Origin of the sequence: Halorubrum sp. FL23, assembly GCF_052439115.2 — an archaeon.
In the GTDB taxonomy this organism is placed as follows: Archaea; Halobacteriota; Halobacteria; order Halobacteriales; family Haloferacaceae; genus Halorubrum; species Halorubrum persicum.
In genome coordinates, this window is sequence record NZ_JBQVRO020000004.1 from 210,189 (window position 1) to 234,499 (window position 24,311).

At 68.8% G+C, this 24,311-nt stretch carries 26 protein-coding genes and 1 tRNA gene; 18 read left to right on the forward strand and 9 right to left on the reverse strand.

The window, feature by feature from the left end; genetic code table 11:
• Positions 1-131 precede the first annotated feature (131 nt).
• The 6 genes from gatB (at position 132) to ACT4MF_RS07010 (ending at position 6,607) form a co-directional block, all read left to right on the forward strand.
• Positions 132-1,619 carry an Asp-tRNA(Asn)/Glu-tRNA(Gln) amidotransferase subunit GatB gene (gene gatB / locus ACT4MF_RS06985; protein ID WP_099255931.1) on the forward strand — a complete coding sequence of 496 codons (1,488 nt, stop codon included), beginning with the start codon at positions 132-134 and terminating at the stop codon, positions 1,617-1,619.
• A 35-nt stretch (positions 1,620-1,654) separates the two neighbouring features.
• Positions 1,655-1,888 (forward strand): ubiquitin-like small modifier protein SAMP2, encoded by a 234-nt coding sequence (gene samp2, locus ACT4MF_RS06990; protein ID WP_099255932.1) that lies wholly within the window; start codon positions 1,655-1,657, stop codon positions 1,886-1,888.
• Complete coding sequence (locus ACT4MF_RS06995) at positions 1,885-2,406, forward strand: GNAT family N-acetyltransferase (RefSeq protein ID WP_099255933.1); 522 nt, start codon at positions 1,885-1,887, stop codon at positions 2,404-2,406. The genes samp2 and ACT4MF_RS06995 overlap by 4 nt, the downstream gene beginning before the upstream one ends.
• Before the next feature lie 81 nt (positions 2,407-2,487).
• Positions 2,488-2,889 carry a hypothetical protein gene (locus tag ACT4MF_RS07000; protein WP_444682077.1) on the forward strand — a complete coding sequence of 134 codons (402 nt, stop codon included), beginning with the start codon at positions 2,488-2,490 and terminating at the stop codon, positions 2,887-2,889.
• A 195-nt stretch (positions 2,890-3,084) separates the two neighbouring features.
• On the forward strand, positions 3,085-3,894 hold the full coding sequence (locus ACT4MF_RS07005; RefSeq protein WP_444682076.1) for an SAM-dependent methyltransferase: 810 nt from the start codon (positions 3,085-3,087) through the stop codon (positions 3,892-3,894).
• A gap of 175 nt (positions 3,895-4,069) precedes the next feature.
• On the forward strand, positions 4,070-6,607 hold the full coding sequence (locus tag ACT4MF_RS07010) for a methyl-accepting chemotaxis protein (RefSeq protein ID WP_444682075.1): 2,538 nt from the start codon (positions 4,070-4,072) through the stop codon (positions 6,605-6,607).
• A gap of 5 nt (positions 6,608-6,612) precedes the next feature.
• Here the strand turns inward: ACT4MF_RS07010 and ACT4MF_RS07015 are convergent, their stop codons facing one another.
• The gene (locus ACT4MF_RS07015) at positions 6,613-7,122 is read right to left on the reverse strand and encodes a dihydrofolate reductase (RefSeq protein WP_444682074.1); all 510 of its coding nucleotides are present in this window, start codon (positions 7,120-7,122) and stop codon (positions 6,613-6,615) included.
• An 86-nt stretch (positions 7,123-7,208) separates the two neighbouring features.
• Positions 7,209-8,264, reverse strand: a complete 1,056-nt coding sequence (locus ACT4MF_RS07020) for an ornithine cyclodeaminase family protein (protein WP_099255937.1) — start codon at positions 8,262-8,264, stop codon at positions 7,209-7,211.
• Between the two features lie 449 nt (positions 8,265-8,713).
• Here ACT4MF_RS07020 and ubaA point away from each other — a divergent pair, with 449 nt between their 5' ends.
• A complete protein-coding gene (gene ubaA / locus ACT4MF_RS07025) occupies positions 8,714-9,526 on the forward strand; it encodes an SAMP-activating enzyme E1 (RefSeq protein ID WP_444682073.1) in 813 nt (270 codons plus the stop codon).
• Positions 9,527-9,542: 16 nt separating this feature from the next.
• On the opposite strand, the gene ACT4MF_RS07030 is transcribed toward ubaA, so the two are convergent.
• On the reverse strand, positions 9,543-9,926 hold the full coding sequence (locus tag ACT4MF_RS07030) for a DUF7577 domain-containing protein (protein WP_444682072.1): 384 nt from the start codon (positions 9,924-9,926) through the stop codon (positions 9,543-9,545).
• A gap of 102 nt (positions 9,927-10,028) precedes the next feature.
• Here ACT4MF_RS07030 and ACT4MF_RS07035 point away from each other — a divergent pair, with 102 nt between their 5' ends.
• From ACT4MF_RS07035 to thsB, 5 genes are all read left to right on the forward strand, one after another.
• The gene (locus ACT4MF_RS07035; protein ID WP_444682071.1) at positions 10,029-10,409 is read left to right on the forward strand and encodes a Rid family detoxifying hydrolase; all 381 of its coding nucleotides are present in this window, start codon (positions 10,029-10,031) and stop codon (positions 10,407-10,409) included.
• Positions 10,410-10,670 carry a DUF7981 family protein gene (locus ACT4MF_RS07040; RefSeq protein WP_444682070.1) on the forward strand — a complete coding sequence of 87 codons (261 nt, stop codon included), beginning with the start codon at positions 10,410-10,412 and terminating at the stop codon, positions 10,668-10,670. It abuts the gene before it with no gap.
• A 27-nt stretch (positions 10,671-10,697) separates the two neighbouring features.
• A tRNA-Ser gene (locus ACT4MF_RS07045) sits at positions 10,698-10,779 on the forward strand.
• A 116-nt stretch (positions 10,780-10,895) separates the two neighbouring features.
• Positions 10,896-11,063, forward strand: coding sequence for a hypothetical protein (locus ACT4MF_RS07050; protein ID WP_444682069.1), 168 nt, complete (start codon positions 10,896-10,898; stop codon positions 11,061-11,063).
• A gap of 427 nt (positions 11,064-11,490) precedes the next feature.
• Entirely contained in the window at positions 11,491-13,137 is a 1,647-nt protein-coding gene (thsB, locus tag ACT4MF_RS07055) for a thermosome subunit beta (protein WP_444682217.1), read from the forward strand.
• Positions 13,138-13,341: 204 nt separating this feature from the next.
• Here the strand turns inward: thsB and ACT4MF_RS07060 are convergent, their stop codons facing one another.
• A complete protein-coding gene (locus tag ACT4MF_RS07060; protein ID WP_004049324.1) occupies positions 13,342-13,932 on the reverse strand; it encodes a 50S ribosomal protein L15e in 591 nt (196 codons plus the stop codon).
• Positions 13,933-15,079: 1,147 nt separating this feature from the next.
• Here ACT4MF_RS07060 and ACT4MF_RS07065 point away from each other — a divergent pair.
• Both ACT4MF_RS07065 and ACT4MF_RS07070 read left to right on the forward strand, forming a co-directional pair.
• A complete protein-coding gene (locus ACT4MF_RS07065; RefSeq protein WP_099255854.1) occupies positions 15,080-15,289 on the forward strand; it encodes a ribbon-helix-helix domain-containing protein in 210 nt (69 codons plus the stop codon).
• Positions 15,282-16,016, forward strand: coding sequence for a queuosine precursor transporter (locus ACT4MF_RS07070; protein WP_099255855.1), 735 nt, complete (start codon positions 15,282-15,284; stop codon positions 16,014-16,016). Before ACT4MF_RS07065 ends, ACT4MF_RS07070 begins: the two co-directional genes overlap by 8 nt.
• Before the next feature lie 51 nt (positions 16,017-16,067).
• Here the strand turns inward: ACT4MF_RS07070 and ACT4MF_RS07075 are convergent, their stop codons facing one another.
• On the reverse strand, positions 16,068-17,099 hold the full coding sequence (locus tag ACT4MF_RS07075; protein WP_444682068.1) for a WD40/YVTN/BNR-like repeat-containing protein: 1,032 nt from the start codon (positions 17,097-17,099) through the stop codon (positions 16,068-16,070).
• A gap of 81 nt (positions 17,100-17,180) precedes the next feature.
• Here ACT4MF_RS07075 and ACT4MF_RS07080 point away from each other — a divergent pair, with 81 nt between their 5' ends.
• Positions 17,181-17,912, forward strand: coding sequence for a DUF5781 family protein (locus ACT4MF_RS07080; protein WP_099255857.1), 732 nt, complete (start codon positions 17,181-17,183; stop codon positions 17,910-17,912).
• Between the two features lie 479 nt (positions 17,913-18,391).
• Here ACT4MF_RS07080 and ACT4MF_RS07085 read toward each other — a convergent pair whose 3' ends face one another.
• The gene (locus ACT4MF_RS07085; RefSeq protein ID WP_099255859.1) at positions 18,392-19,786 is read right to left on the reverse strand and encodes a hemolysin family protein; all 1,395 of its coding nucleotides are present in this window, start codon (positions 19,784-19,786) and stop codon (positions 18,392-18,394) included.
• A gap of 187 nt (positions 19,787-19,973) precedes the next feature.
• Between ACT4MF_RS07085 and ACT4MF_RS07090 the strand changes: the two genes are divergently transcribed.
• From ACT4MF_RS07090 to ACT4MF_RS07100, 3 genes are all read left to right on the forward strand, one after another.
• Complete coding sequence (locus tag ACT4MF_RS07090) at positions 19,974-20,234, forward strand: glutaredoxin family protein (protein ID WP_099255860.1); 261 nt, start codon at positions 19,974-19,976, stop codon at positions 20,232-20,234.
• Between the two features lies 1 nt (position 20,235).
• Positions 20,236-20,745 carry a redoxin domain-containing protein gene (locus ACT4MF_RS07095; protein WP_099255861.1) on the forward strand — a complete coding sequence of 170 codons (510 nt, stop codon included), beginning with the start codon at positions 20,236-20,238 and terminating at the stop codon, positions 20,743-20,745.
• Between the two features lie 108 nt (positions 20,746-20,853).
• Positions 20,854-21,453, forward strand: a complete 600-nt coding sequence (locus ACT4MF_RS07100) for an L-threonylcarbamoyladenylate synthase (protein ID WP_444682067.1) — start codon at positions 20,854-20,856, stop codon at positions 21,451-21,453.
• Positions 21,454-21,486: 33 nt separating this feature from the next.
• On the opposite strand, the gene ACT4MF_RS07105 is transcribed toward ACT4MF_RS07100, so the two are convergent.
• From ACT4MF_RS07105 to ACT4MF_RS07115, 3 genes are all read right to left on the reverse strand, one after another.
• On the reverse strand, positions 21,487-21,753 hold the full coding sequence (locus tag ACT4MF_RS07105) for an HAH_0734 family protein (RefSeq protein ID WP_004049300.1): 267 nt from the start codon (positions 21,751-21,753) through the stop codon (positions 21,487-21,489).
• A gap of 133 nt (positions 21,754-21,886) precedes the next feature.
• Positions 21,887-23,707 (reverse strand): ribosome biogenesis/translation initiation ATPase RLI, encoded by a 1,821-nt coding sequence (locus ACT4MF_RS07110; protein WP_444682066.1) that lies wholly within the window; start codon positions 23,705-23,707, stop codon positions 21,887-21,889.
• 1 nt (position 23,708) lies between these two features.
• Positions 23,709-24,017, reverse strand: coding sequence for an EMC6-like membrane protein (locus ACT4MF_RS07115; RefSeq protein WP_099255864.1), 309 nt, complete (start codon positions 24,015-24,017; stop codon positions 23,709-23,711).
• Between the last annotated feature and the right edge of the window lie 294 nt (positions 24,018-24,311).

The following is a 24,311-nucleotide window of genomic DNA, read 5'->3' on the forward strand; positions in this document are numbered from 1 at the left end:
CTTCTCCCACCCGCGCGCTGATAAGGGTTTAGCAACGGTCCCAGCTGGGACGCGACCGCGTCGACGCGACGGAGGCCCGCCGCGTATCGGTCCCGACACGATTTAGGTGACCGGCTCACAACGGGTCGGTAATGAGCACTCAGGCCGCGACGGAGGAGCGGACGGTCGTGATCGGGCTGGAGGTCCACGTCCAGCTCGAGACCGACACGAAGATCTTCTGCGGCTGCTCGACGGAGCCCGAAGACGACGAGGAGCCGAACACGCGCACGTGCCCGACCTGCCTCGGCCTGCCGGGCGCGCTGCCGGTCCTCAACGAGGCCGCCGTCGAGGCCGCCGTGAAGGTGGGGAAGGCGATCGACGCCGACATCCCCGAGACGACCACGTTCCACCGGAAGAACTACTACTACCCCGACCTGCCGAAGAACTTCCAGCTCACCCAGTACGACGCCCCGATCTGCCAGTCCGGGGAGCTGGAGGTCCGCGTCGACGACGAGGCGAGAGCCATCGGGATCACCCGCGCGCATCTCGAGGAGGACCCCGGGAGCCTCCAGCACGCCGGCGGCTCCATCGAGTCGGCGACCCACACGCTGGTGAACTACAACCGCGCCGGGACGCCCCTGATGGAGATCGTCACCGAGCCGGACTTCCGGTCGCCGGCGGAGACGCGGGCGTTCCTCGCGAAGCTCGAAGAAGTCCTCGAGTACCTCGGCGTCTTCGATCCGACCCGCGACGGGAGCCTGCGCGTCGACGCCAACGTCTCGCTAGTCCCCGAAAGCGAGATCGACGGCGACGGGGAGATCACCGACGAGGCCCTCGAGGCCGTGAACCGCGCCGAGGTGAAGAACATCTCCAGTCACAAGGGCGCCGAGCAGGCGCTCGCGTACGAGGTCACCAGACAGGAGAACGTGCTCCGGCGCGGTCGCGAGATCGAACAGGAGACCCGCCACTGGGACGAGGCGCGCGGCGTCACCGTCTCGATGCGCTCGAAGGAGGCCGAGAAGGACTACCGCTACTTCCGGGAGGCGGACCTGCCGGCGCTGGAGGTGTCGGACTGGAAAGCGCAGATCCCGATCCCGGAGCTGCCGGACGCCCGCCGCGAGCGCTTCCGCGAGGAGTACGGGCTCGACCGCGAGTCCGCCTCGAAGCTCACCTCCACGAAGGAGGTCGCCGACTTCTTCGAGGACGTCGCCGAGGAGTTCGACCCCGACCTCGCCGCGACGTGGGTCGCCGACAACCTGCTCGGCGAGCTCAACTACCGCGAGATGCAGATCACGGACGTAGAGGGCCGCCTCGACGAGTTCAAGCGCCTGATCGAGCTCGTGGCAGACGAGGAGCTCACCGTGAAGAACGCCGAGGAGGTCGTCCTCCGAGAGATGCTCGACGCCGGGGAAGACCCCGAGACCGTCATCGATCGGGAGGGGCTCGGCGTCGCCGACTCCGGCGAGGTCGAGGCCGCCGTCGAGGCCGCCATCGACGACAACCCCGACGCGGTCGCCGACTACCACGACGGCGACGAGGGCGCGATCAACTTCCTCGTGGGACAGGTGATGCAGGCGACGGGCGGGAGCGCCGACCCGGGCGAGGTGAACGGGCTGCTCCGCGAGGAGCTGGACGGGTAGCGACCGATGCGCGTCACCGTCGCCGAGGGGCGCCCGTGAACGTCACCGTCGAGGTCGTCGGCGAGGGGGCCGCGGAGTACGACCTCCCCGAGGACGCGACCTACGCCGACCTGATCCGCGAGGCGGGGTACCACCCGCAGGAGGCGTCGGCGCTTGTCGACGGCTCGCCCGTCCCCGGCGACCGCGTCGTCGACGCCGAGTCGGTCCGACTGCTCCGGCTCATAAAGGGTGGGTCGACGGACGGCGGACAGACGGACGACAGCGCGTGAGCGCGGAGCGCGACACGCCCGACGCCGTCGGGATCGAGACGGCCACGCCGGACGACAGACTGGACGTGCTCCGGGTGCTCGACGCCGCCATGCTGGAGACGGACTCCGAGACCGTCGACGCCGCGATCGACGCGGGCGACGCGCTCGTCGCCCGGTTTAGCCGGACCGGCGCGGTCGTCGGCGCGCTGGTCGCGACGCGTCCCGACCCGGGCCGTATCCACGTCGACGCCGTGGCCGTCCGGCGGGCGCGCCGCGGGCGGGGGATCGGCTCCGCGCTCGTCGCCGCGGTGGTGCGGCGCGCCGAGCGCGACGCCGCGGTCGAAACCGTCACCGCGGCGTTCGACGCGGATTTGCGGGCGTTCTACGCAGACCTCGGCTTCGCGATCCGGTCGGCTGAAGACGCAGACGAGAGCCGACCCGCAGACGCGGTCGGCAACTCCGGAGCGGATCGCGCCGCGGGACGGAGCTCGGAGCGTCTGTGGGGACGGGTGACGGTGGCCGAACAGACGCCGCCGTGAACCGGGCGCAAGCGGTGCGTCCGACTCGCGGCTGACTGAGTTTTTTCTATGTGGTATGTGTACACATATCTCCCGCAAACGATGTCCGCTACATCCGGCACCCACGAGGATCCCGACGGTATCGAGGTGAAGGCGGTGGACTCCATCGACGGCCCGTGGTTTCGATCGACCGCATCTGCGCGCGCGCGGTCGGAGCGCGAGCAGCCGCCCGACTACCACCGACGCGTCCGCGCCGCCGCGCTCGCGGCCGAGGTAGAGGCGCTCGAAGCGGAAGTAGAGGCGCTCGAGCGGGCCGTCGAGTCGAAGGAGCGACAGCGACAGCAGGTGATCGACACCTACGAGACGATCGTCGAGGAGCGGTCGGAAGCCGAGCACGCGTCCGAATCCGACGCGTCCAACGAGAGCAAGGGGTGGCGGCCGCTGGGCGCCGTCGCGTCGTGGGTCGAACGAGCAGCCGCGCGGCTGCGCCGCCCGAACGAGTGATCGGAGCCGTCGCCGGTCCGGGCCTCCACCAAACCGGACCCCCCATCCAGCCCGGACCTCCACTGAGTCGATCCGCGATCCCCGAGAACTGCCCACCGATGTCCATTTCCGGGTCGGTCCCGTCGTTCCGGGTATGAACGCCGATTCGCCCGCGGTTTCGACAGACATTCGGCCCCGACCCGTGGTGAGAGACGTATGAGTGGAAAAGACGAGTACTACAACAAGTCGAAACAGCAGGGGTACCGCGCCCGGTCGGCCTACAAGCTGAAACAGATCGACGAGGAGTCGGACCTGTTCGATCGCGGCGACACGGTCGTCGACCTCGGCGCCGCGCCCGGCGGCTGGCTTCAGGTCGCCGCCGAGGAGGTCGGGGAGTCGGGGACGGTCGTCGGCGTCGACCTCCAGCGCATCGACGACCTGGAGGAGCACGACGTTGAGACGATCCGCGGCGACATGACCGAGGAGCGCACCCGGCACTACCTGCGAGAGGCGGTCGGCGAGCGCGGCGCGGACGCGGTGCTCTCGGACATGGCGCCGAACATGACCGGCGAGTACGCCCTCGATCACGCCCGGTCGGTCCACCTCGCGCGGCAGGCGTTCGACGTGGCCGAGGAGCTGCTCGCGCCCGGCGGCGACTTCGTCGTGAAGGTGTTCCAGGGCGAGGATCTGGACGCGTTCCGCGAGGACGTCCGGAAGGAGTTCCAATACCTCCGGACCGTCTCGCCGCCCGCGTCTCGCGACTCCTCATCGGAGGTGTACCTCGTCGCCAGAGGGCTGAACACGGCCCCCGTCACGGCGGGCGACCGGATCGAGGTGACGGTCGAGGAGCGCGGCGACGAGGGCGACGGGATCGCGTACGTCGAGGGGTACTCGCTCTTCGTCGCCGGCGCGGACGTGGGCGAGACCGTGACCGTCGAGGTCGACGACGCGAAGCCGCGGTTCGGGTTCGCGACGCCGGTCCATCCCGACGAAGACGGCCACGACGAGAACGCTCGCGACGAGTAGACAGCGCGGGGCGGCGCGGACACGGCGTAGACAGCGCGGGGCGGCCACGGCGACGACGGGATCGACGCGGCGACGAACCGGCGAGCGAGGAGTTCTGTCCCGAACGCCGGGATTGTTATTAACCGAGATAATTCGCGTCGAGCGGTTATATACTCTCACGCGAAACGAACGGCAAATGGATCGCAACGGCACCCGGAACCGATCGGACGAGTCGGAGATGGACCGAGAGATCGGGTCGGAGTCGAACGGCCGCGACCCCACTGAAGCGGCGGCACAGACGACGGGCGGGGAGAGGACACAGACCGCGAACGGAGAGACGACCCAGGCCGCAGGTGGCGACGTGCCGATCGACGCGTTCCGCGAGGTCGCGGCGCAGCTCGCAGGGGGCGACCTCGGGGCGCGGTTCCCGGAGGCGGCGGCGAGCGGTGAGGCCGCCGCGCTCGCGGGGGATCTCAACGCGTTCGTCGAGGGGGTCGCCGAAACCCTGTCCGCGGCGGAGGGGTTCGGGGACGAGGTCTCGGGGGCCTCCGAACACGTGCGGTCGAACGTCGCCCGAGCGAAGGGGCAGAGCGGCGACGTGTACGAGGCGGTCGACGGGATCGAGGCGGCGGCGACCCGCCAGCGAGACGACATCGCGGAGGCGACCCGAGAGCTGCAGAGCGTCTCGGCGGCGACGGAAGAGGTCGCGGCGTCGGCGGAGGAGGTGGCGACCACGGCGGGGAACGTCGCCGAGCGCGCCGACGAGGGGAACGACGCCGCGGCCGCGGCGATCGAGGAGCTCCAAGTGGTCGACGAGCGGACCGAGACGGCGCTCGACCGCGTCGAGGAGCTGGAGGCGGAGGTCGCGGCGATCGAAGACGTCACCGACCTCATCCGGGACATCGCCGACGAGACGAACATCCTCGCGCTGAACGCCTCCATCGAGGCCGCCAGAGCGGGCGAGGCCGGTGCCGGGTTCGAGGTCGTCGCCGAGGAGGTCAAGAGCCTCGCCGAGGAGTCCCGCGACGCCACGAGCGAGATCGAGTCGTCGATCGGCTCGGTGCGCGACGAGACCGACGCCACCGTCGCGGAGATCACGGACATGCGCGAGCGGGTCGGCGAGGGAATCGACACCGCCGAGAGCGCCCTCGAGGCGTTCACCGACTTGGCCGACGACATCGAGGAGACCACGAGCGGCGTCGAAGAGATCAGCGACGCGACCGACGACCAAGCGGCGGCGATCGAGGAGGCGGTCGACATGGTCGAAACGGTCGGGGAGCTCGCGGCCGACACCGCCGAGGACGCTGCCGAGGTGACGACGATCGCCCACACGCAAAAGACGTCGCTGACCGAGGTGGCGGCCGGCGCGTCGACGCTGAGTGACCGGACCGGAGCCCTCGACGACCGGCTCGACGCCTACGACCTCGCCGGGAGCGCGGCGGGCGACGACGACACGGTCGTCGAGTTCTGGCACGCGCTCGGGGGACGGAAAGCGCGGCTGCTCGACGAGTTCGTCGACGAGTTCGAGGCGGCGACCGAGGACGTCTCGGTCCGCCCCTCCTCGAAGGGGAGCTACCGGGGCGTGTTCGACGCCACCCTCGCCGCGGCCGACCGGGGCGACCCTCCGGCGATCGCGCACCTCTACGAGATCGGGACCAAGCGCGCGCTCGACAGCGGGGCGTTCGCCCCGGTCGAGGACCTCCTCGCCGACGTGTCCCGAGGGAGGGGCGGCGTGGCCGACGAGATCGCCGCGGAAGCGAGCCTCGACCCCGACGACCTCCTCGACCCCGTCGCGAACTACTACCGGACCGACGGTCGGCTCCACTCGCTCCCGTTCAACGCCTCGACGCCCGTGCTCTACTACGACCGCGATGCCTTCGAGCGCGCCGGGTTGAATCCGGACGACCCGCCGTCGACGTTCGCCGAGGTGCGCCACTGCGCCGAGCGACTGGTCGACCGCGGCGGCGCCGAGGCCGGGATCACGTTCGCGAACTACTCGTGGTTCGTCGAACAGTGGTTCGCCGAGGCGGGGCAACCGCTCGTCGACGCCGAGAACGGCCGCGCCGGAACGCCGACCGAGGCGTACTTCGACGCCGAGGCGGGCGAACGCGTGTACGAGTGGATCGCCGACATGGCCGCCGACGGCCTCTACCTCGACCCCGGGATCGAGGCCCGAGGACGGGCACGAGAGGCGTTCCACGAGGGACGCGCCGGGATGTTGATCGGGTCGACCTCGGCGATGGTGGGAGTGCGCGAGGGCGCGTCGTTCCCGGTCGGGACCGGGTACTTCCCGGTGGCCGACGAGCGTCACGGCGTCGTCGTCGGTGGCGGCTCGCTGTGGATTGCCGACCGGGCGTCGACCGAGCAGCAGCGGGCGGCTGCCGCGTTCCTCGGGTGGCTCGCCGCGCCGGAACAGCAGGCGCGGTGGCATCGGGAGACCGGGTACTTCCCGGTTCACGAGGGCGCCGTCGATCGACTCGCGCGAGACGGGTGGTTCGACGGGAACCCCGGGTACCGGACGGCGATGGATCAGCTGCTGGACGCCGAGGCGTCACCGGCCACGTCCGGTGCGCGAATGGGTCCGTTCGACACCGTCCGGACCCTGGTCGCCGAGGCCTCCGTCGAGGCCCGCGAGCACGGCGTCGGCGAGGCGCTCGACAGGCTCACAGAGAGCGCGGAGCTACAGCTCCGATCGTACGCGGAGCACGCCGAAACGAGAGTGGACACCCGGTAGGCAAATCAGGCGGAACGGTCGCGCCGGACCCACTCCCGAAGCGTAAACCGGTCGAACGCGGTCTCGGCGGCGACGGCCCACTCGTCGCCGTCCCACGCCGGGTAGAACGTGTCACCCTCGTAGCTCCCCGCGATGTGACTGAGAAACATCCGGTCGAGGTGGGGTTGGAACAGCTCGTAGATGGCTCCGCCGCCGAGGACGTAGACGAACTCATCACCCCCGATCCCGTCGTCGCCCGCGACCTCCGCCGCGCGTTCGATTGCCGAATCGATGCCGTCGGCCACGATCGCGGTCGGGACATCGACGGCCTCGACGCTCCGACTCACGACGATCTGCCGGGAGCCGGGGAGGTCGGCGCGCATCGAGTCGAAGGTGCGGCGTCCCAAGATCACCGGCGACCCCGCGACGCGTTCGCGGTACTGCCGAACGTCGGCCTCGATGTGAGGCCACGGAACCTCGCCGTCCCTGCCGATCGCTCGGTTCTCCGCGAGCGCCGCGACGCTGACGAGTTGCACGGCCGACCTACGAGCGCGGACGACAAAAGCGGTCGGGGGAGGGGTGCGTGAGAGCGGTCCGACGGGACAGAGAGGGTGCCGCCGCGCTACTCCGCGAGCCCGAGGAGGTCGAAGGGGTAGCCGTTGTCGTTGGCGTTGGCCTGCTCGTAGACGACGCGGGCGGCCGCCACGTCCTGAATCGCGAGCCCGGTGGAGTCGAAGACGGTGACGCCGTCGACGGCGGCGTCGGGTCCGTCGCTGTCGCTGCCGAACCCGGCGCCGGTGCGTCCCGGACGGTTGCCGACGACGATCTCGCCGATCTCGCCGTAGATGTCGTCGTCCGTCAGCGCTCCCGCGGCGTAGGGGACGTTGATCTCGCCGGAGTGGGTGCACTGCTCGTGGTCGTCGATGACGACCGTCGCGTCCAACAGGAGATCGTCGGCGAGCTCGTGTTTGCCCGCCGCGTCGGCGCCCATCGCGTTGATGTGGGTGTGTCCGCCCACGTCGTCGAGACCGACGATCGGGTCCTCGACGGGCGTCACCGTCGAGAGCACGTCACAGTGGCCGGCCTCCGTGACCGAGCCTGCGCGCACGTCGAACCGGTCCCCGAAGGCGTTGATGAAGTCGGCGACGCGCTCCTCGTCGAGGTCGCTCACGACGACCTCCTCGATGTCGCGGACCGCCGAAATCGCCTCCAGTTGGGTGTACGACTGGACGCCGGCGCCGACGATCCCCAGCGAGGTCGCGTCCGGGACCGCCAGCTCGTCGGTGGCGACCGCGGCCGCCGCACCCGTGCGCTTCATCGTGAGCGTCGTGCCGTCGAGGATCGCCAGCGGGAACGCCGTCTCGGGGTCGGAGTAGATCATCGTCCCCATCACGGTCGGGAGGTCGTGGTCGGCGGGGTTGTCGGTGTGGACGTTCACCCACTTGATCCCGGCGGCGTCCCACCCGTCGTCCTCGGCGGTGTCCTCGGTCCGGACGTCGAGGTAGGCGGGCATCGAGCGGAAGTCGCCGTTGTACTCCGGCAGGTCGATGTACGATTTCGCCGGCATCTTGGCGTTGCCGCGCTCGTAGGCCGTGAACGCGCCCCGGACCCCGTCGATGACGCGGTCCATCCGAGCGTTCTCGTCGACGTCGTCGGCGTTGAGAAGCAGCGTCTGCATATCGCAAGCTTTGCCGGAGGGATACTTGAACCCTGTTGAATCGACGACGGGGCGGGGGCGACGGTGAGACGGGGATCGGAAACGCCGGCGACACGGCTTATAAATGCGCGAGACGGATGCGACGACCGGTTATCGATCGAGTACGGTGCGGCAGCGCGCCCCGGTGAGCGGCCCGAAGGGCCGCGAACCGACGGTGCGAGGGAGTCGGTGGTCCGGAGCAAAGCGGAGGACCACCGACGAGGTTGGGGAGGTGTGAGGCGCGATGCTGTGGGGGCGGGGTTGTGGGTGGAGGGGTGCTGTGGGGGGCGGGGCTTTGGAGGCGTTCGGCGCTAGATCGGGGCCAGGGGCCAGCTATGTAGAACCGATCGACACAGTCGTCGAACCCCCTGACCCTGGAACGCCGTGCCGTCGGGAACACGGTTATACCGACTCACGCCGCACGTCCACCCATGAGTCTCTCGCTCGACGCCGACCAGCTCGACCGGTACTCCAGACACGTGATCATGGACGAGGTCGGCCCGGAGGGCCAAAAGCGGCTCCTCGAGGCGAACGCGCTCGTGGTCGGGGCGGGTGGGCTCGGCGCGCCGGTCATCCAGTACCTCGCCGCCGCCGGCGTCGGCACGCTCGGGGTCGTCGACGACGACGTGGTCGAGCGCTCGAACCTCCAGCGGCAGGTGATCCACGGCGACGCCGACGTGGGCGAGCCGAAGGTCGAGTCGGCGGCCCGGTACGTCGACCGGCTCAACCCCGACATCGACGTGACGACCCACGAGACGCGGCTCGACGAGGAGAACGCCCGCGACCTGCTCGCGGAGTACGACCTCGTCGTCGACTGCGCCGACAACTTCCGGACCCGATACGTCGTCAACGACGCGGCCCGGATCGAGGGGCTCCCCGTCGTCCACGGCGCCATCTACAAGTTCGAGGGGCAGGCGACGACGCTCGTTCCCGGGGGACCCTGTTACCGGTGCCTGTTCCCGGAGGCCCCCGAGCCCGGGACGGTGCCCGACTGCGCGGCGACGGGCGTGCTCGGCGTGCTCCCCGGAACGGTCGGCTGCATTCAGGCGACCGAGGCGATCAAGCTCCTGATCGACGCGGGCGAGCCGCTCGAGGGGCGCGTGCTCTTCTACGACGCGATGGACATGACCTTCGAGTCCGTTCCGTATCGGCGCAACCCCGACTGTCCGGTGTGTGGCGAGGACGGCATCGAGACGATCGAGGGGATCGACTACTCGGGCGGCTGCCGCGTCGACGCGGACTGACCGCGCCGCGAGCGGCTCACAGCGATCGGTTCGGCACCGCCGCCCCCGCGGCCCCACCGGTCCCGTCGTCGACGAAGCCGGAACGAACGCACCAGCGACAGAACTGGTAGCCGGTCCGGTTTTTCGCGCCGCAGTGGCGGCAGACGACCGTCTCTCCGTCCGCGTCGAGCGGCGGCGGATCGCCGGTCGGTGTCGAATCTTCCGGGGGCGTCTCAAAGCCCGCGGCCCCGTCGCCGGACGGCTCCGGATCGGCTTTCGCCTCCTCGGGGACCTCGCGCGCCGACCCGAGGAAGTCCGCCGGGTCGCGGTCCGTGCGCGTGAACAGCCACGCGAACGCGAGGTTGATCAGGGCCACCGCGCCAAGGATCGCGACGAGCGGGGCGATTTCTGCTACAGTCATATGATGTGTGTTAGCACGCAAAGAATATAGGGGCAACGGTGGTGAGCGGAGCGAGACGCGTTCCCCGGTCACTTTATGGACGCCCGTCGAAGGCGGAGGCGTATGAAGGAGACAGTCCACACCGACGCCGCCCCCGCGGCGGTCGGCGCGTACAGCCAGGCGACGACGAACGGTGACCTCGTGTTCACGGCCGGGCAGATCCCGTTGACGCCGGACGGCGAACTCCTCGCCGACGCGCCGATCGGCGTACAGACCGAGCAGGCGCTCGACAACCTCGTGGCCGTGCTCGACGAGGCGGGTGCGGCGCCCTCGGACGTGCTCAAAACGACCGTCTTCCTCGCCGACATCGACGACTTCGACGAGATGAACGAGACGTACGCGGGCTACTTCGAGGCGTCGCCGCCCGCCCGGTCGGCGGTGCAGGCCGGTGCGCTTCCGAAGGGCGTCGGCGTGGAGATCGAAGCCGTCGCCGTCGTCGAGTAGATGGCCGACGACTCCGCCGAGGGGGCCGCTGACCGACCCGGCGTTCCGGCGACCCCTCGGGCGCGGGTGCGGTCCGCGGCCCTGTGGGGGCTCGTCGGCGGGTTCGCGTTCCTCGTGCTCGCGCAGGGGTACCTGCTCGTCATCGGCGGTCTCCCGGTCGGATACGTCGGACTGTTCGTGCTCGCTGGGGGGATCGCCGTCGCGTCCGGCGGGATCGCGTACGCCGTCGAACACCGGCTCCACGCGAAAAGAAGGACTTAACAGTCCCACCGGATTAACTCAGACCGAGCCAGGATGGCCGAGTGGTAAGGCGCACGCCTGGAAAGCGTGTTCCCTTCTGGGATCGGGGGTTCAAATCCCTCTCCTGGCGTTTCTGATGTCATCGCCCTCGTAGCCTCGCCTAGCGATGCGGTTCGGCGGCGCCGTCGACGTTTCTACACACCGACACAAGACTCATATGTATGGGTAGTGTTGTCACGGGTGACGATGCCAGACACGAAATCAGGTCGCGAGCAGAAGGGACAGAACAAGCGCCGGCAGTTGGAGAGTCACCTCAACCGACGCGAGCTCGACGCCGCCGACGAACCACCGGAACCGACGATCGACGAGGTCGACTCGGAGTACCTCACCGACGCCGACGAATTGGATCGGTGACCGCTCGCGGCCGACCCCGCTTCTCCGTTCTCGTTCGGTAACTCGCTCGACGGACCACCGGCGGATCCCGACAGCGACGCCCGACCGCAGGTCTGGCGACGCCTGATGACCGCTCCAGCGACGGCCAACCACGATCGAGCGACGCCACCGGTGGCGACGCACGCACAACGCGTCCCAGGAAAGCGTTCGCCGTTCGGGGAACTCCTCGAAGTCAGGGGCCCGGCAGAGACATATATAAACACACCAGATGAGGCCCTTCGATCGGATCGAAGTCCCGTGCTAACTATACACATAAACGGTACCCGATAGCCGCAGTGTACTGCGGTTTTTCTACCACACCGGCGGGCTACCGCGGTTCCAGACGAACACCAGTCAACAACACATTTATATAGAATCACAATCAATCAAACGGTGTATGAGTCAGCGAATGCAGCAGGGTCAGCCGATGATCATCATGGGCGACGACGCCCAGCGCGTCAAGGACAAGGACGCACAGGAGTACAACATCTCCGCGGCGCGCGGCGTCGCCGAGTCCGTACGCTCGACGCTCGGGCCGAAAGGGATGGACAAGATGCTCGTCGACTCGATGGGCGACGTCACCATCACGAACGACGGCGTCACCATCCTGCAGACGATGGACATCGACAACCCGACCGCCGAGATGATCGTCGAAGTCGCCGAGACGCAGGAGGACGAGGCCGGCGACGGAACGACGAGCGCAGTCGCTATCGCGGGCGAGCTCCTCAAGAACGCCGAGGATCTCCTCGAACAGGACATCCACCCGACAGCCGTCATCAAGGGGTTCAACCTCGCGAGCGAGTACGCCCGCGATCAGGTCGACGAGGTCGCCACGGAGGTCGACGCCGACGACACCGAGGCCCTGAAGAGCGTCGCCGAGACGTCGATGACCGGCAAGGGCGCGGAGCTTGACAAGGACGTGCTCGCCGACCTCGTCGTCCGAGCCATCCAGGGCGTCACCGTCGAGGCCGACGACGGCTCTCACGTCGTCGACCTGGCGAACCTGAACATCGAGACGCGCACCGGACGCGCGGCCGGCGAGTCCCGGCTGCTCTCCGGCGCCGTCGTCGACAAAGACCCGGTCCACGAGGACATGCCGACCGACTTCGAGGCGGCCGACGTGCTCCTGCTCAACGACCCGATCGAGGTCGAGGAGGCCGACGTTGACACCTCCGTCAACGTCGACTCCCCCGACCAGCTCCAGCGCTTCCTCGATCAGGAGGAAGAGCAGCTCCGCGAGAAGGTCGACAAAATCGTCGAGTCGGGCGCCGACGTGGTCTTCTGTCAGAAGGGGATCGACGACCTCGCCCAGCACTACCTCGCGAAGGAGGGCATCCTCGCCGTCCGTCGGACGAAGAAGTCCGACCTCAGCTTCCTCAAGAACGTGCTCGGCGCACCGATCGTCAGCGACCTCGACTCGCTCACCGCCGACGACCTCGCGGTCGGGTCGATCACCCGCGACACCGAGGAGGAGCTGTTCTACGTCGAGGGTGAGGACGCCCACGGCGTCACGCTCCTTCTGTACGGCACCACCGAGCACGTCGTCGACGAGCTCGAACGCGGCATTCAGGACGCCATCGACGTGGTCTCGACGACCGTCTCCGACGGGCGCACGCTCCCCGGTGGCGGCGCCGTCGAGGTCGAGCTCGCCAGCCGGCTGCGCAACTACGCCGACTCCGTCGACGGCCGCGAGCAGCTCGCCGTCGAGGCGTTCGCCGACTCGCTCGAACTGATCCCGCGCGTGCTCGCCGAGAACGCCGGGCTCGACGCCATCGACCTGCTCGTCGACCTCCGCGCGGCCCACGAGGCCGGCGACACCGACGCCGGGCTCAACGTCTTCTCCGGCGAGGTCGAGAACACGACCGAGGCCGGCGTCGTCGAGACGGCCCACGCCAAGGAGCAGGCGATCGCCTCCGCCGCCGAAGCGGCGAACCTCGTCCTGAAAATCGACGATATCATCTCCGCGGGCGACCTCTCGACCGGCGGCGACGACGACGAGGGCGGCGCCCCCGCCGGCGGCATGGGCGGCATGGGCGGCATGGGCGGTGCGATGTAAGCGAGGTTCCGAACGAACCACCTCCCGGCCGCGAATCGCCCGTTTAACTACGCACGCTCGCGTTCCCCCATTCCAATTTTTTGAACCCCGGCCGAAGAGCTGCGGCGCTCGCCGGTCGATCGTCGCGGCCAACGGGCCGGTAAACCCGAAGCAGCACTGCCGCTAGGCAACTGATAAACGGAGGAGATCGAGGGCGGCGGCCCGTTACTTGCCCTGTCGGTCGTTTCCGGTGACGCTCGGGCGGGTCTTCTCCGTACCCTTCCCGCGCGTGCGCTGGCCGCGACCCTTGGTGCCGGCGGAGGTGAGGCCGCGGAAGGCGCGCCCCTTGTGGTCGTCCGAGGTGATCCACCCGAGGTCGTCATCGTTCTCGATCGCGGGGTGGTTCGGGTCGACCAGAATCACTTCGTGCCACTTCTGGGAGCCGTCCTCACCGACCCAGTAGGAGTTGAGCACGCGGAGGTTCCGGTACTTGCGCGACGCGCGCTCCTCCGAGATGCGCTGGATCGATTTGCGGCGCGAGAGGCGGTTGACGCCCTGGCGCTTCGAGCGGCGACCCGCCTTGAAGCGCTGCTTGCGGGAGCCGCCCTTGCGGACGCTCACGCGGGCGACGACGACGCCCTGCTTCGCCTTGTAGCCCAGCTCACGGGCCTTGTCCAGGCGGGTGGGGCGCTCGATACGCTCGATGGCGCCCTCGTCGCGCCACTCCTGTTTGCGCTGCCACTGTAGCTCTGCCAGTTTCCCCTCCTTGGGGGACCGCCACGCCTCCTTGATGTGCGAGTAGAAGCTTCGTGCCATATGTTGTCCGCGGACGGTTGCGATTCAGCCGCGAAGCGGCCACATGTCGTCTCGTCCCGGGGTGCGGCGTCGACAGCGACATCGAACCGGCCCCGGCGGCGAGTGCCCGCTGTGTCCGCACCAGCGAGTTGTCCGTAATTCCCGCGGTTCCCCCTTAACCGCTTCGCTACGGCGTTCGCGTGGGTGACGGTGGCACCCGTGGTCGGGAACGGAGAGGAGTCCGTCCGAAGATCCCACACGTCGCGGCGCTACTCCGAGGCCGGCCCGTAACGATCAGTGTCTAGATCCGCCGTGTCGGGATGAGCCTGGATCCGGTTCGCGAAGTCGGGGTCATCGTCGGTCACGACGGGTTCGTCGAGTGCGATAGCTCCCACTCCGCGTCGTCGACGCCGACGCGCTCGTGCTCCGACCCGGCCTGTCTCGCCGCAGAGCTCGCAGTCCCGGTGGTCACCGCGCATCGGTCACGATGATGAGATCGCGTCTCGCGGTCGGCGCTGCGTAGTGCCGTCGCTCGGCGGTCGAGGCGTGGCGGAGCGCGATAAAGAAAAGCCGCGAAGGAGTCGACCCGTGAGGGCCGATAGTTAGCGAGTGTGGTGAATCGCTGCTGCGTTACTCGTTACGCCGCGTCGCGAGGAGCGCAGCCGCGATGAGGGCGACGAGCGCGACGAACAAGACGCCACGATTCAGAACCATCATGGCTGTCGTCGGTGTCGTTGATGGGGAGCAGGTCAGTCGCATCGTCGCCAAAGCGGAGAGATTCCGTGCGTGTAGCTCAGCAGCATGATCGTGATGAGGTGTGCCGACAGCGATCAGCGTCGCCAAGGGAAACCGCCTTCTCTCGGCGCGACCGAAACGATTAGACCGTCCGCGCGCATAGGCCGACGTGGGCATCCCCGCTCCCGCACGCGACCGGGCACCGATCAAGTAGGGTCTTCGCCCGGTCGTCTGCGGTCAGTTTTCGGCGTCGATCTGCACCACTCTCCGGAGCGACGGCGACGGGAGCCGACGATGACGACCGGAGGTCTCTCGCCGAGCCGCGACACCGACGGGCGTTCGGAGCGGCTGCCGGCGGCTCGGTCCGAGCGAGTATTCCCCAGAGACTCCCCGAATAAGAACGCTCTTGTGAATCCGGGGTGGACGGAGCGGTATGCCCAAGATAAGCGTCGAGATCCCGGGCGAGCTGCTCGAGGACCTCGACGACCACGTCGGCGACGAGGGGAAGTTCGTGAACCGCAGCGACGCCGTCCGCGCGTCGATCCGCAAGACGCTCGACGTACTCGACGAGATCGACGCCCGACACGATCGGCTCGACGACGGGGACGAAACCGATCGCGGCGACGACGGGAGCGATGAGTAGCCGGACGGACGGGCGCGCCGGGACCGGCGGGACCCGCGGCCCGTTCGCGGCCGACCCCCTCGACCGCTCCGCGGTGGCCGCGGTCGGGCTGATCACGCTGTTCGTGGTCGCCCTGGCGACCGCGCAGCTCACCGCCGCGAAGGTGATCGCCCTGCCGCTCCCGGTCGCGCTCCCGGTGGTCGGCCCCGAGATCACGCTGCCGGGCGCCGCGCTCGCGTACGCGCTGACGTTCCTCGCGTCCGACTGCTACGCCGAGCTGTACGGCCGCCGCGCCACGCAGGTGGTCGTCAACGTCGCCTTCCTCGCGAACTTCCTCGTGCTCGCGCTGGTCTGGTCGACGCTCGCCGCGCCGGGCGTGAACCCCGAGGTCGCCGCCGCCTTCGAGACCGCGCTCGGCCCCGCGGCCAACGTCGTCGCCGGCAGCCTGCTCGCGTACGTCGTGAGCCAGAACTGGGACGTGTTCGTCTTCCACGCGATCCGCGACCGCACCGGCCGCAGCATGCTGTGGCTGCGCAACGTTGCCTCGACCGCCAGCAGCCAAGCCATCGACACCGCGATCTTCGTCGGCGTCGCGTTCTATCTCGCTCCGACGCTGCTCGGCGTCGGCAGCCCGCTCCCGGGGAGCGTCCTCCTCGCGCTCGGGCTCGGCCAGTACCTCCTCAAGCTCGCGATCGCCGTCCTCGACACCCCGATCGTCTACCTCGTCGTCGGGGCGGTACGGGAGTAGCGGGTTCCGGCTCCGTTCTCCACGTTCCTACGCTCTTTCTCCGCCCTCGTTTCACACCACCGCGAGCGCCCGCGCGGGCGACGCCGGCAGGTCCGCGGACACGCGCTCGAACGACTCGCCGGCGTCGGGGGTCCGGTAGAGCCCCTCGTTGTGTACCGCCCAGACCACCCCGTCCGCTCGCCCGCTCGCGAGGACCGCCCGGTAGGTCCCCTCGCCGGTCGGGATCCCTCGACCGTCGAGCCGCTCGAAGCGGGGAGCCGAGCCGGACGCGGTGCGCCGGTAGAGGTACGCCTCGCCGCGTCGGTGCGCCGCCATGGCGCCGGTGGCCGCGCTCACGATGGCCGTCTCCGGATTCCCCGGATCGACCGCCACCCCCCAGACGTACCCGTGGTCGAACCCGCGGTCGACGACCCGCCACGACTCTCCCCGGTCGTCGCTCTCCGCGAACCCGTCACCCGCGGCCGCGTACACCCGGTCCGGCGCGTCCGGGTGCGTCGCGAGCGCGTGGGAGTCCCGACGCGACCCCTCGGGACGGTCCGTCCACGTCTCGCCGGCGTCGGGGGTGACGACCAGCGCGCCGGCCTCGATCCCCACGAACCACCGCGCCGGATCGGCCGGACACGGCTCGATCCACCTGACGTGGTGAGTGTCGGGGCGGGGCGGAAACGACCACTCGGGCGCTGACGGAACGGCTGTCAGCCCGCCGACTCGCTCGGCGGTTCGTCCGCCGTCCGTCGACCGATACACTCGGGAGGGTTCGGTACCGATCCAGACGGTCGCGGGATCGTGCGGGCTCGTCGCGATCGCGGTGACCGCCTCGGGTCCGGCCCCATCCGGCCCGAGGCTCTCGCTCGCGACGCGCTCGAAGGACTCGCCCCCGTCGGTCGAACGGAACAGCCCCGCGTCGAACGTCCCGGCGAGTACCCGGGCGTCGGCGACGTCTTCCGAGGGAGTGGCCTCGCCGCCCGAACCGACCGAGAGGCACTCGACGCTCCGGTCCGCCAGCCGGAGCGACGCCGATCCCGTCTCCGGATCGACGAGACGGAGCCCGTCGTCGTACCCCACGTAGACGCGCGCGTTCATGGCGTAGCGTTCGACGTGCGGCGGCAAAAGCCTTCGACGGGCGCAAGAGACTTATCCGACGCACCCATGAGAACAGTACGCATGGATCTCCGCGTACAGGGGGATGTTCCCCCCGACCCGTTTCTCGGCGCCGCCGACCTGTTCGAGACCGAGTGCTCCCTCGACGACCCGGTCCACGTGAAGGTGCGCGAGGACCCCGACGAGCGGACCTGGGCCGGCCACTACGACGGCTACCACGTCCTGAACGTCTCGAAGCGCGCCGCCACCAGCGCGATGGCCCGCGAGCTCGCCGTCCACGAGCTCTCGCATATGGCCCGCTACGAGGAGGGCCACGCCTCGCACGTCCAGTCGACGGAGGAAGCGCTGTACCTCGGGCTCTCCGGCGAGCAGGTGGAGCGCCGCAAGCTCGCCCACTGCTACCAGATCGCGAACCACATGAAGGACATCTACGCCGACGACATCACGCTCTCCGTCGCACCCGCGGACAAACTCCTCGGCTTCCTCGAGTCGACCCTCGCGGCCGCGGTCGCCGACCGCCCCGAGGTCTCGCGGGACGGCACCCAGCCGGTCACGGGCGGCGCGGACCCGGAGATAACTGCGGTCAACGCCGCGTTCGCGCTCGCCTTGGTCGAGCGCCACGACATCGCCGGTCCGGGCCACCGCATCTACGACCTCGCGCGCGCGGCCGGGAGCGACACCGACGCGGTCGACGTCGACGCGTTCAAGCGTCGGTTCCTCGACCTCGGTCCCGATCCCTCCGAGAGCGACTACCGGAAGGCCCTCGTGGCGGCCGCTCGCGCGTACGCCGTTTAAACCCGCGAGAAGAGCCGGTTTCGGATCGAGCCTGACGAGCGACGAGTCGGCAGGGCGCGACGGTCCTGTATAACCAAGAATGCAGTCGGCGCGCGCCTCCGAGTGGCCGATAGGCCGCGAGGAGCGCGTGCGAGGGACGCCGCGAGCGCTTTCAAGCGCGAGCGGCGAGGCTGGGGAGGCGTGAGGTGCCGTGCGGTTGCGGGTGGGTGGGACGCAAAGGGGCAGCCGCGAGGACGAAGCTCGACGACGTAAGGACCACAGCGAAGGAGCGGAGCGACTGAGCGAGGACCGCAACGAGTCGCGCGAGTCCTCGCGGCTGGGGCTTTGGAGGTGGCCACTGCGGAGTCACCGATCGCGTCTGACCGAGCGACTGGGGCTTTGGAGGTGGTCACCCTCGATCCGCCGTCAGTAATCAGTTATAAGCGATCGACAGAACTACCAGAGACGCTCTCCGTCCGATCACTGTTCACGACAACGTACTACTCCGCGTCGTTCGGGGGCGCTTCGGGCTCGGCACCCGGCTCCGCCGCCTCTTCCTCGGCGATCGACTCGGCCGTCTCGGCGGCGTCAAGCACGGTCACCCGCGCGGACATGATCCGGGTGTTGTCCACGCGCTCGATCCGGATCCGGATCCCGTCGAACTCGATCTCCTCGCCCTCCTCGACGAGACGCCCGGCGCGGTTGAAGACGAAGCCGGCGAGCGTCTCGAACTCCTCGCCTTCGGGGAGGTCGATCCCGAGTATCTCGTTGACCTCGTCGATGTTCACCTCGCCCTGCACGACGGCGACGTTGTCCTCGATGAACTCCACGGGGGCCTCCTCGTCGCCCTCCAGGATCTCGCCGACGATCTCCTCGACCATGTCCTCCAACGTGATGATCCCCTCGGTGGTGCCGAACTCGTCGATGACGGTGACCATCTGGAGGCGGTTGTCCTGCATCTCCGCGAGCAGCTCGTCGGCGTTCTTCGACTCGGGGACGTGCAGCGTCGGCTTAACGACCCGCGCCAGCGACGGCTCGCCCTCGGAGTAGCGCAGCTCGCGGACCAGGTCGCGCACGGTCACGACGCCGATGATGTTGTCGAGGTTCCCCTCGTAGACGGGGACGCGCTCGTGGTCGGCCTGGATACACTTCTCGATCGCCTCCTCGACCGAGGACTCCTTGGCGACCGCGGTGACGTCGAGGCGGGGCGTCATCACCTCCTTGGCGATGGTGTTGTTGAACCGGAAGATGCGGTCGAGCATCTCCCGCTCCTCCTCCTCGATGACCCCCTCGCGCTCGCCCGTCTCGATGATGTCCTGAATCTCGTCGCGGGTGACGTACGTCGACTCGATGGCGGACGACCCGCCGATCACCTTGTTGACTCCCTTCACGATGTAGTCGAACAGGACCACGAGCGGGTACAGCGCGTATTCCGAGAGCTTGAGCGGGCGGGCGATCCGGAGCGCCCACGACTCGGTGTTCTCGACGGCGTACGACTTCGGCGCGCTCTCGCCGAAGATCAACACGAGCGTCGTGATGCCGAACGTCGTCGCCAGCACCGACTCGCCCCGCGAGAGGTAGATCCCGAACAGCGCGGTCGCGATGGAGGTCATCGCCACGTTGACGATGTTGTTCCCGACGAGGATCGTCACCAGCAGGCGGTGGGGGTTCTGTTTCATACCCCGGATCGTCTCCGCCCCTGTTACCCCCTCGTCGACGAGGCTGTCGACGCGGTGTTGCGGCAGCGAGAACATCGCGATCTCCGACGAGGAGAAGAACGCCGACAGCCCGACCAGGACGAGAATCGCGGCGACGCCGAGGACGGTCACGACGCCGTCGCCGGGCATCGGTAGCTGGAGGACATCGGCCGCCGACACGCTGGACGACAAACCCATATTCGTTTGCTTTCTGGCTCCCCGCGATTAAAGCGTTCCCTTCGCACACTCACTGTGCCGGTCGAGTAGCGATTACGGTCGGCCGCGCTCGGTCGAGCGACGATCACCGAACCGGCGATCCGGAGGGCTCCGCCCGCGAAGTACCGCCGCCGACATGATTACCCGTCTCGCCGGCAAACGGCGATGTATGAGCGACCCACCGATCACCTTGTACCGACTGCAGGCGTGTCCCTACTGCGAGCGCGTCGCCCGCACCCTGAACGAACTCGACGTGGCGTACCGGTCGCGGTACGTCGAGCCGATGCACTCCGAGCGCAACGTCGTCAAGCGCGTCTCCGGGGCGCGCAGCGTCCCCGCCATCGTCGACCGCGAGACGGGCGTGACGATGTCCGAGAGCGCGAACATCGTGGAGTACCTGAAGGGAACCTACGGCGAGGGGGGTGCCTGAAATGCCCGACTTCGACGTCGTCTCGCTGCCCGAGACGGACCACGTCGCCGAGGGCGACACGGCGCCCGACTTCACCCGACCGCTCGTCGACGAAGAGTACTGGGAGGACTGCGCGCTCGACGAGGCCGTCGACGGGCCGACCCTCCTGCTGTTCCACCCGATGGACGGCGCCTTCCAGGCGACGTACCTCCACAACACGGTCGACGACCACGGGTGGGCGGCCGATCTGGACGTGCTCGGCGTGTCGATCTCCTCGCCGTACGCCCACAAGCGCCTCCTCGACGAGCGTGCCGACGGCGTCCGGCTCTTCTCCGATCCCGGCGCGGGCGTGATCGAGGCGTACGGTCTCGCACACGACATCGACGGGATGAGCGGGATCACCGAGACGCGACCCGCCGTGTTCCTCTTGGACGCCGACCGGACCGTCGAGTTCGCGTGGGTCGCGAGCGAACACCCCGAGTTCCCGGACGCGGAGGCGATCGGCGACGCGATCGACCGGCTCGTCGACTGACTGCGAAACTGACCGCGCAGACGATCGCCACCCCCGGCACCCGGTTGCCGGTGCCGATCGTCACCCCCACTCGTTACCCTTTTTCGCGACCGCCACGAACGCGATGGTGTGACAACGGACAGCGACACCCTCCGACGAGCGGCCGAGGCGGTCGCCGACGGCGATCTCGTGGTCTACCCGACCGAGACGGTGTACGGGCTCGGCGGCGACGCGCTCGACCCAGACGCGGTCGAACGGGTGTTCGATCAGAAGGGACGAGAGCGCTCGAATCCGCTCTCGCTCGGCGTCCCGAGCGTCGACGCCGCGCTCCGACACACCAAGCCCACCGAGTTCGCGATCTCGTTCGCCCGGGCGTTCCTCCCCGGCCCCGTGACCGTGGTCGTCGAGCGCGGCGACGCGGTCCCCGACGCGCTCACCGCCGGACGCGACCGCGTCGGGATCCGCGTTCCCGACCAGCCGGTCGCCCGCGACCTGCTCCGAGAGACCGGACCGCTCACCGCGACGAGCGCGAACGTGTCCGGACGGGGGAGCGTGACGAGCCTCGACGACCTCGGCGACCGGATCCGCGAGGGTGTCGCTGTGCTGATCGACGACGGCGAGACGCCCGGCACGGAGAGCACCGTGGTCGATCCCGAGGCGAGGACGATCCACCGCCGCGGCGCGATGGCCGGCGCCATCGAGGCGTGGCTGGACGATCCGCCGGTGTGAGAACAGAGTCGAAACCGCAGACGGACGGCGGCGTCAGACCGACAGTTCGCCCTTCGCTTTGATCACGTCGAGCTCCTCGGCGTCGATCGTGTCGACGTCGAGCCAGTGAGGGACGTACTCGCGTTTGTCGTAGGCCTCGCGCTCGTCTTCGGTGCCGACGGTACACCAGAGCTGGGGCTCGTCCGGGCCGTGCCAGCCGCCCTGGACGTTGATACCGAAACACACCAGCTCCTCGCCCTCGTACTCGATCACCGCGTCCCGCCGGATCCCGGGGTCGCCGCGAATGATGAGGTGTTGCATATCCCGTCGTTCGCGGCATCCCCGCTTAATCGCTTCGATACCGCGGATTCGGGTGGGCGGGTGAGAAGTGGAGCGGAACGGAGCGAGGACGGGAACGGAGCGAGACGGGAACGGAGCGAGGGAGGAAGCGGTGTCAGGTGGAGTAGTAGTACTCGCCCTCGCGCTTCTGCGAGCTGTCGAGCTGCGAGCCCGGCTTGTTGATCCGGGGGCGGCCCGTCCGCTCGTCGCGGCGGAAGGTGATGTCCAGGTCCGCGAGGAACTCGTTCATCCCGTCGCGCATCTCCTGGGGCGGAGTCGCGTGCCCGCGCTCGGCCGGCTCGCCGTCGAACACCATCAGGCGGTCCGCGAGGAGATCGATCATGTAGATGTCGTGGTCGATCACCATCACGGTCGCGTCGTGATTCTCGGCGTACCGGCGGATCGCGGTCGTCGCGCGCACCCGCTGTTCCACGTCGAGGTGAGCGGATGGCTCGTCGAGGAGGTACAGGTCGGCGTCCTCGGAGAGACACGCCGCGATGGCGACGCGCTGGCGCTCCCCGCCCGACAGGTCCGAGAGGTTCTGCTCCATCACGCGGTCGAGCTGGAGCGGCTGAGCGATCTCGGTGTTCCAGTAGGAGCTGCCGAACTCGTCGGTGATCGAAGAGAGGAAGGCGTCGACGCGCATCGGCTGGTCGATATCGATGTACTGCGGCTTGTACGAGATGTCGAGCGCGAAGTCGAGCTCGCCTTCGTCGGGCTCAAGCGAGCCCGCGAACAGCTTCGCGAGCGTCGACTTCCCGATCCCGTTCGGGCCGACCACGCCGAGCACCTCGGAGCGGTTGATTTCGCCGCCGTCGACGTGAAGCTCGAACTCGCCGTCGCCGTACGACTTCGAGAGCTCGGGGTACTCGATCAGCGTCTCGCTGCGCGAGGAGACCCGCGGCGCGTGCTCCTCGAAGGTGATCGCGGACGGTCGGATCCGCATGTTCTCGTTGTCCAGATACCCTTTCAGGTACTCGTTGATCCCGTTGCGGACCGACTTGGGATCGGTGATGACCCCGTACGCCCCCGGCTCCCCGTACGCGACGTGGAGGGTGTCGGCCAGGAGATCGAGGATGGCGAGGTCGTGCTCGACGACGAGCATCGAGCGCTCGGCGGTGTCGTCGTCCGCGAGCTCGCGGATGAGTCGCGCGACGACCATCCGCTGGCCGATGTCGAGGTACGGCGTGATCTCGTCGAGGAAGTAGAAGTCGGCGTCGCGGGCGAGACACGCCGCGATGGCGACGCGCTGCAGCTCGCCGCCGGAGATGGAGTCGATCGGCTGGTCCATCACCGGCGCGATGTTGAGCCGGTCGATGAGGGAGTCGAGCGCGCCGCGCTCGTCGGTGCGCTCCAGCAGCTCGCGCGTGTTGCCGTCGAACTGGTTCGGGATCTGGTCGACGTACTGCGGCTTGCGGGCGACCGTCACCTCACCCTCCTTCAGCGATTCGAGGTAGTTCTGCAGCCCGGTGCCGCGGAACCGGTCGAGCACGCGCTCCCAGTCGCCCTCCGACTCGTGGTCGCCGAGGTTCGGGACCATCTCGCCGGCGAGCGCGTGGACCGCGGTCGACTTCCCGATCCCGTTCGGGCCGAGGATGCCGGTGACGTTGCCCGGTTTCGGCGTCGGGAGCCCGTACAGCGAGAAGGCGTTGTCGCCGTAGCGGTGAACCGGGTCCTCGTCGAGCTCGGAGGGGAGGTTGATGATCTCGATCGCGTCGAACGGACACTTCTCGACGCAGATTCCGCAGGTCTCACCGAGGCAGATCTCCTCGGAGATGTGAATCTGGTCCGGGTCGCCCTCGACCGCGTCTTCGCCGCGTTCGGTGATGCACTCCTTCCCCGTCCGGTTGGGCGGGCAGTAGTTCGCGCACTCGTAGTTACACCGGTCAGGCTGGCACCGATCGAGGTCGACGACGGCGATGCTGTCGTCCGCCATCTTACGCCACCAGTTGCACGCCGGAGGTCGCAAGCACGGTGTAGCTGATGAACCACAGCGTGAACGTCAGAAACGCCACGTAGAGGTTGTCCTTGACCCCGAAGTCGCCGACGCCGATCACCTTGTACAGCGGGAACTGGGCAACCACGAACGCGCCCATCACCAGCACGCCGGTGGTGCTGGCGGCGTCAACCGGATCCGTCCCGACGTACGCGGCCGAGACGACGCCGGCGGCGATCCCCGCGAGGCAGCAGATCGTCGTGACGACCACGCTTCGGGTATGGCCAGAGATCCCCGAGTCGTCGCTCATACGAGTCGATCCGCGAGCACAGGTGAAAAGCCGTTCGTTCCGCCGAGCGCTCGGGCCCGAACGCCGCCGACGGGGACCGCCCGACCCGTGACGAACCGCTGTAACGACCGCAGAGGTGACTCGGCAGCTCCGGAGTCGACCCGGCAGGCGCTGGCGGCGAAGCGCGCGCGAGCGACATCGCTGACTGACTGGTCAGTTTGCCGGAGAGATACCGGATTATATTGCCACATCGCTCGCCAATAACCAGCAGAAATATCCGGTAACGGCGACGGATCGCCGGGTTGAACGCGGTGA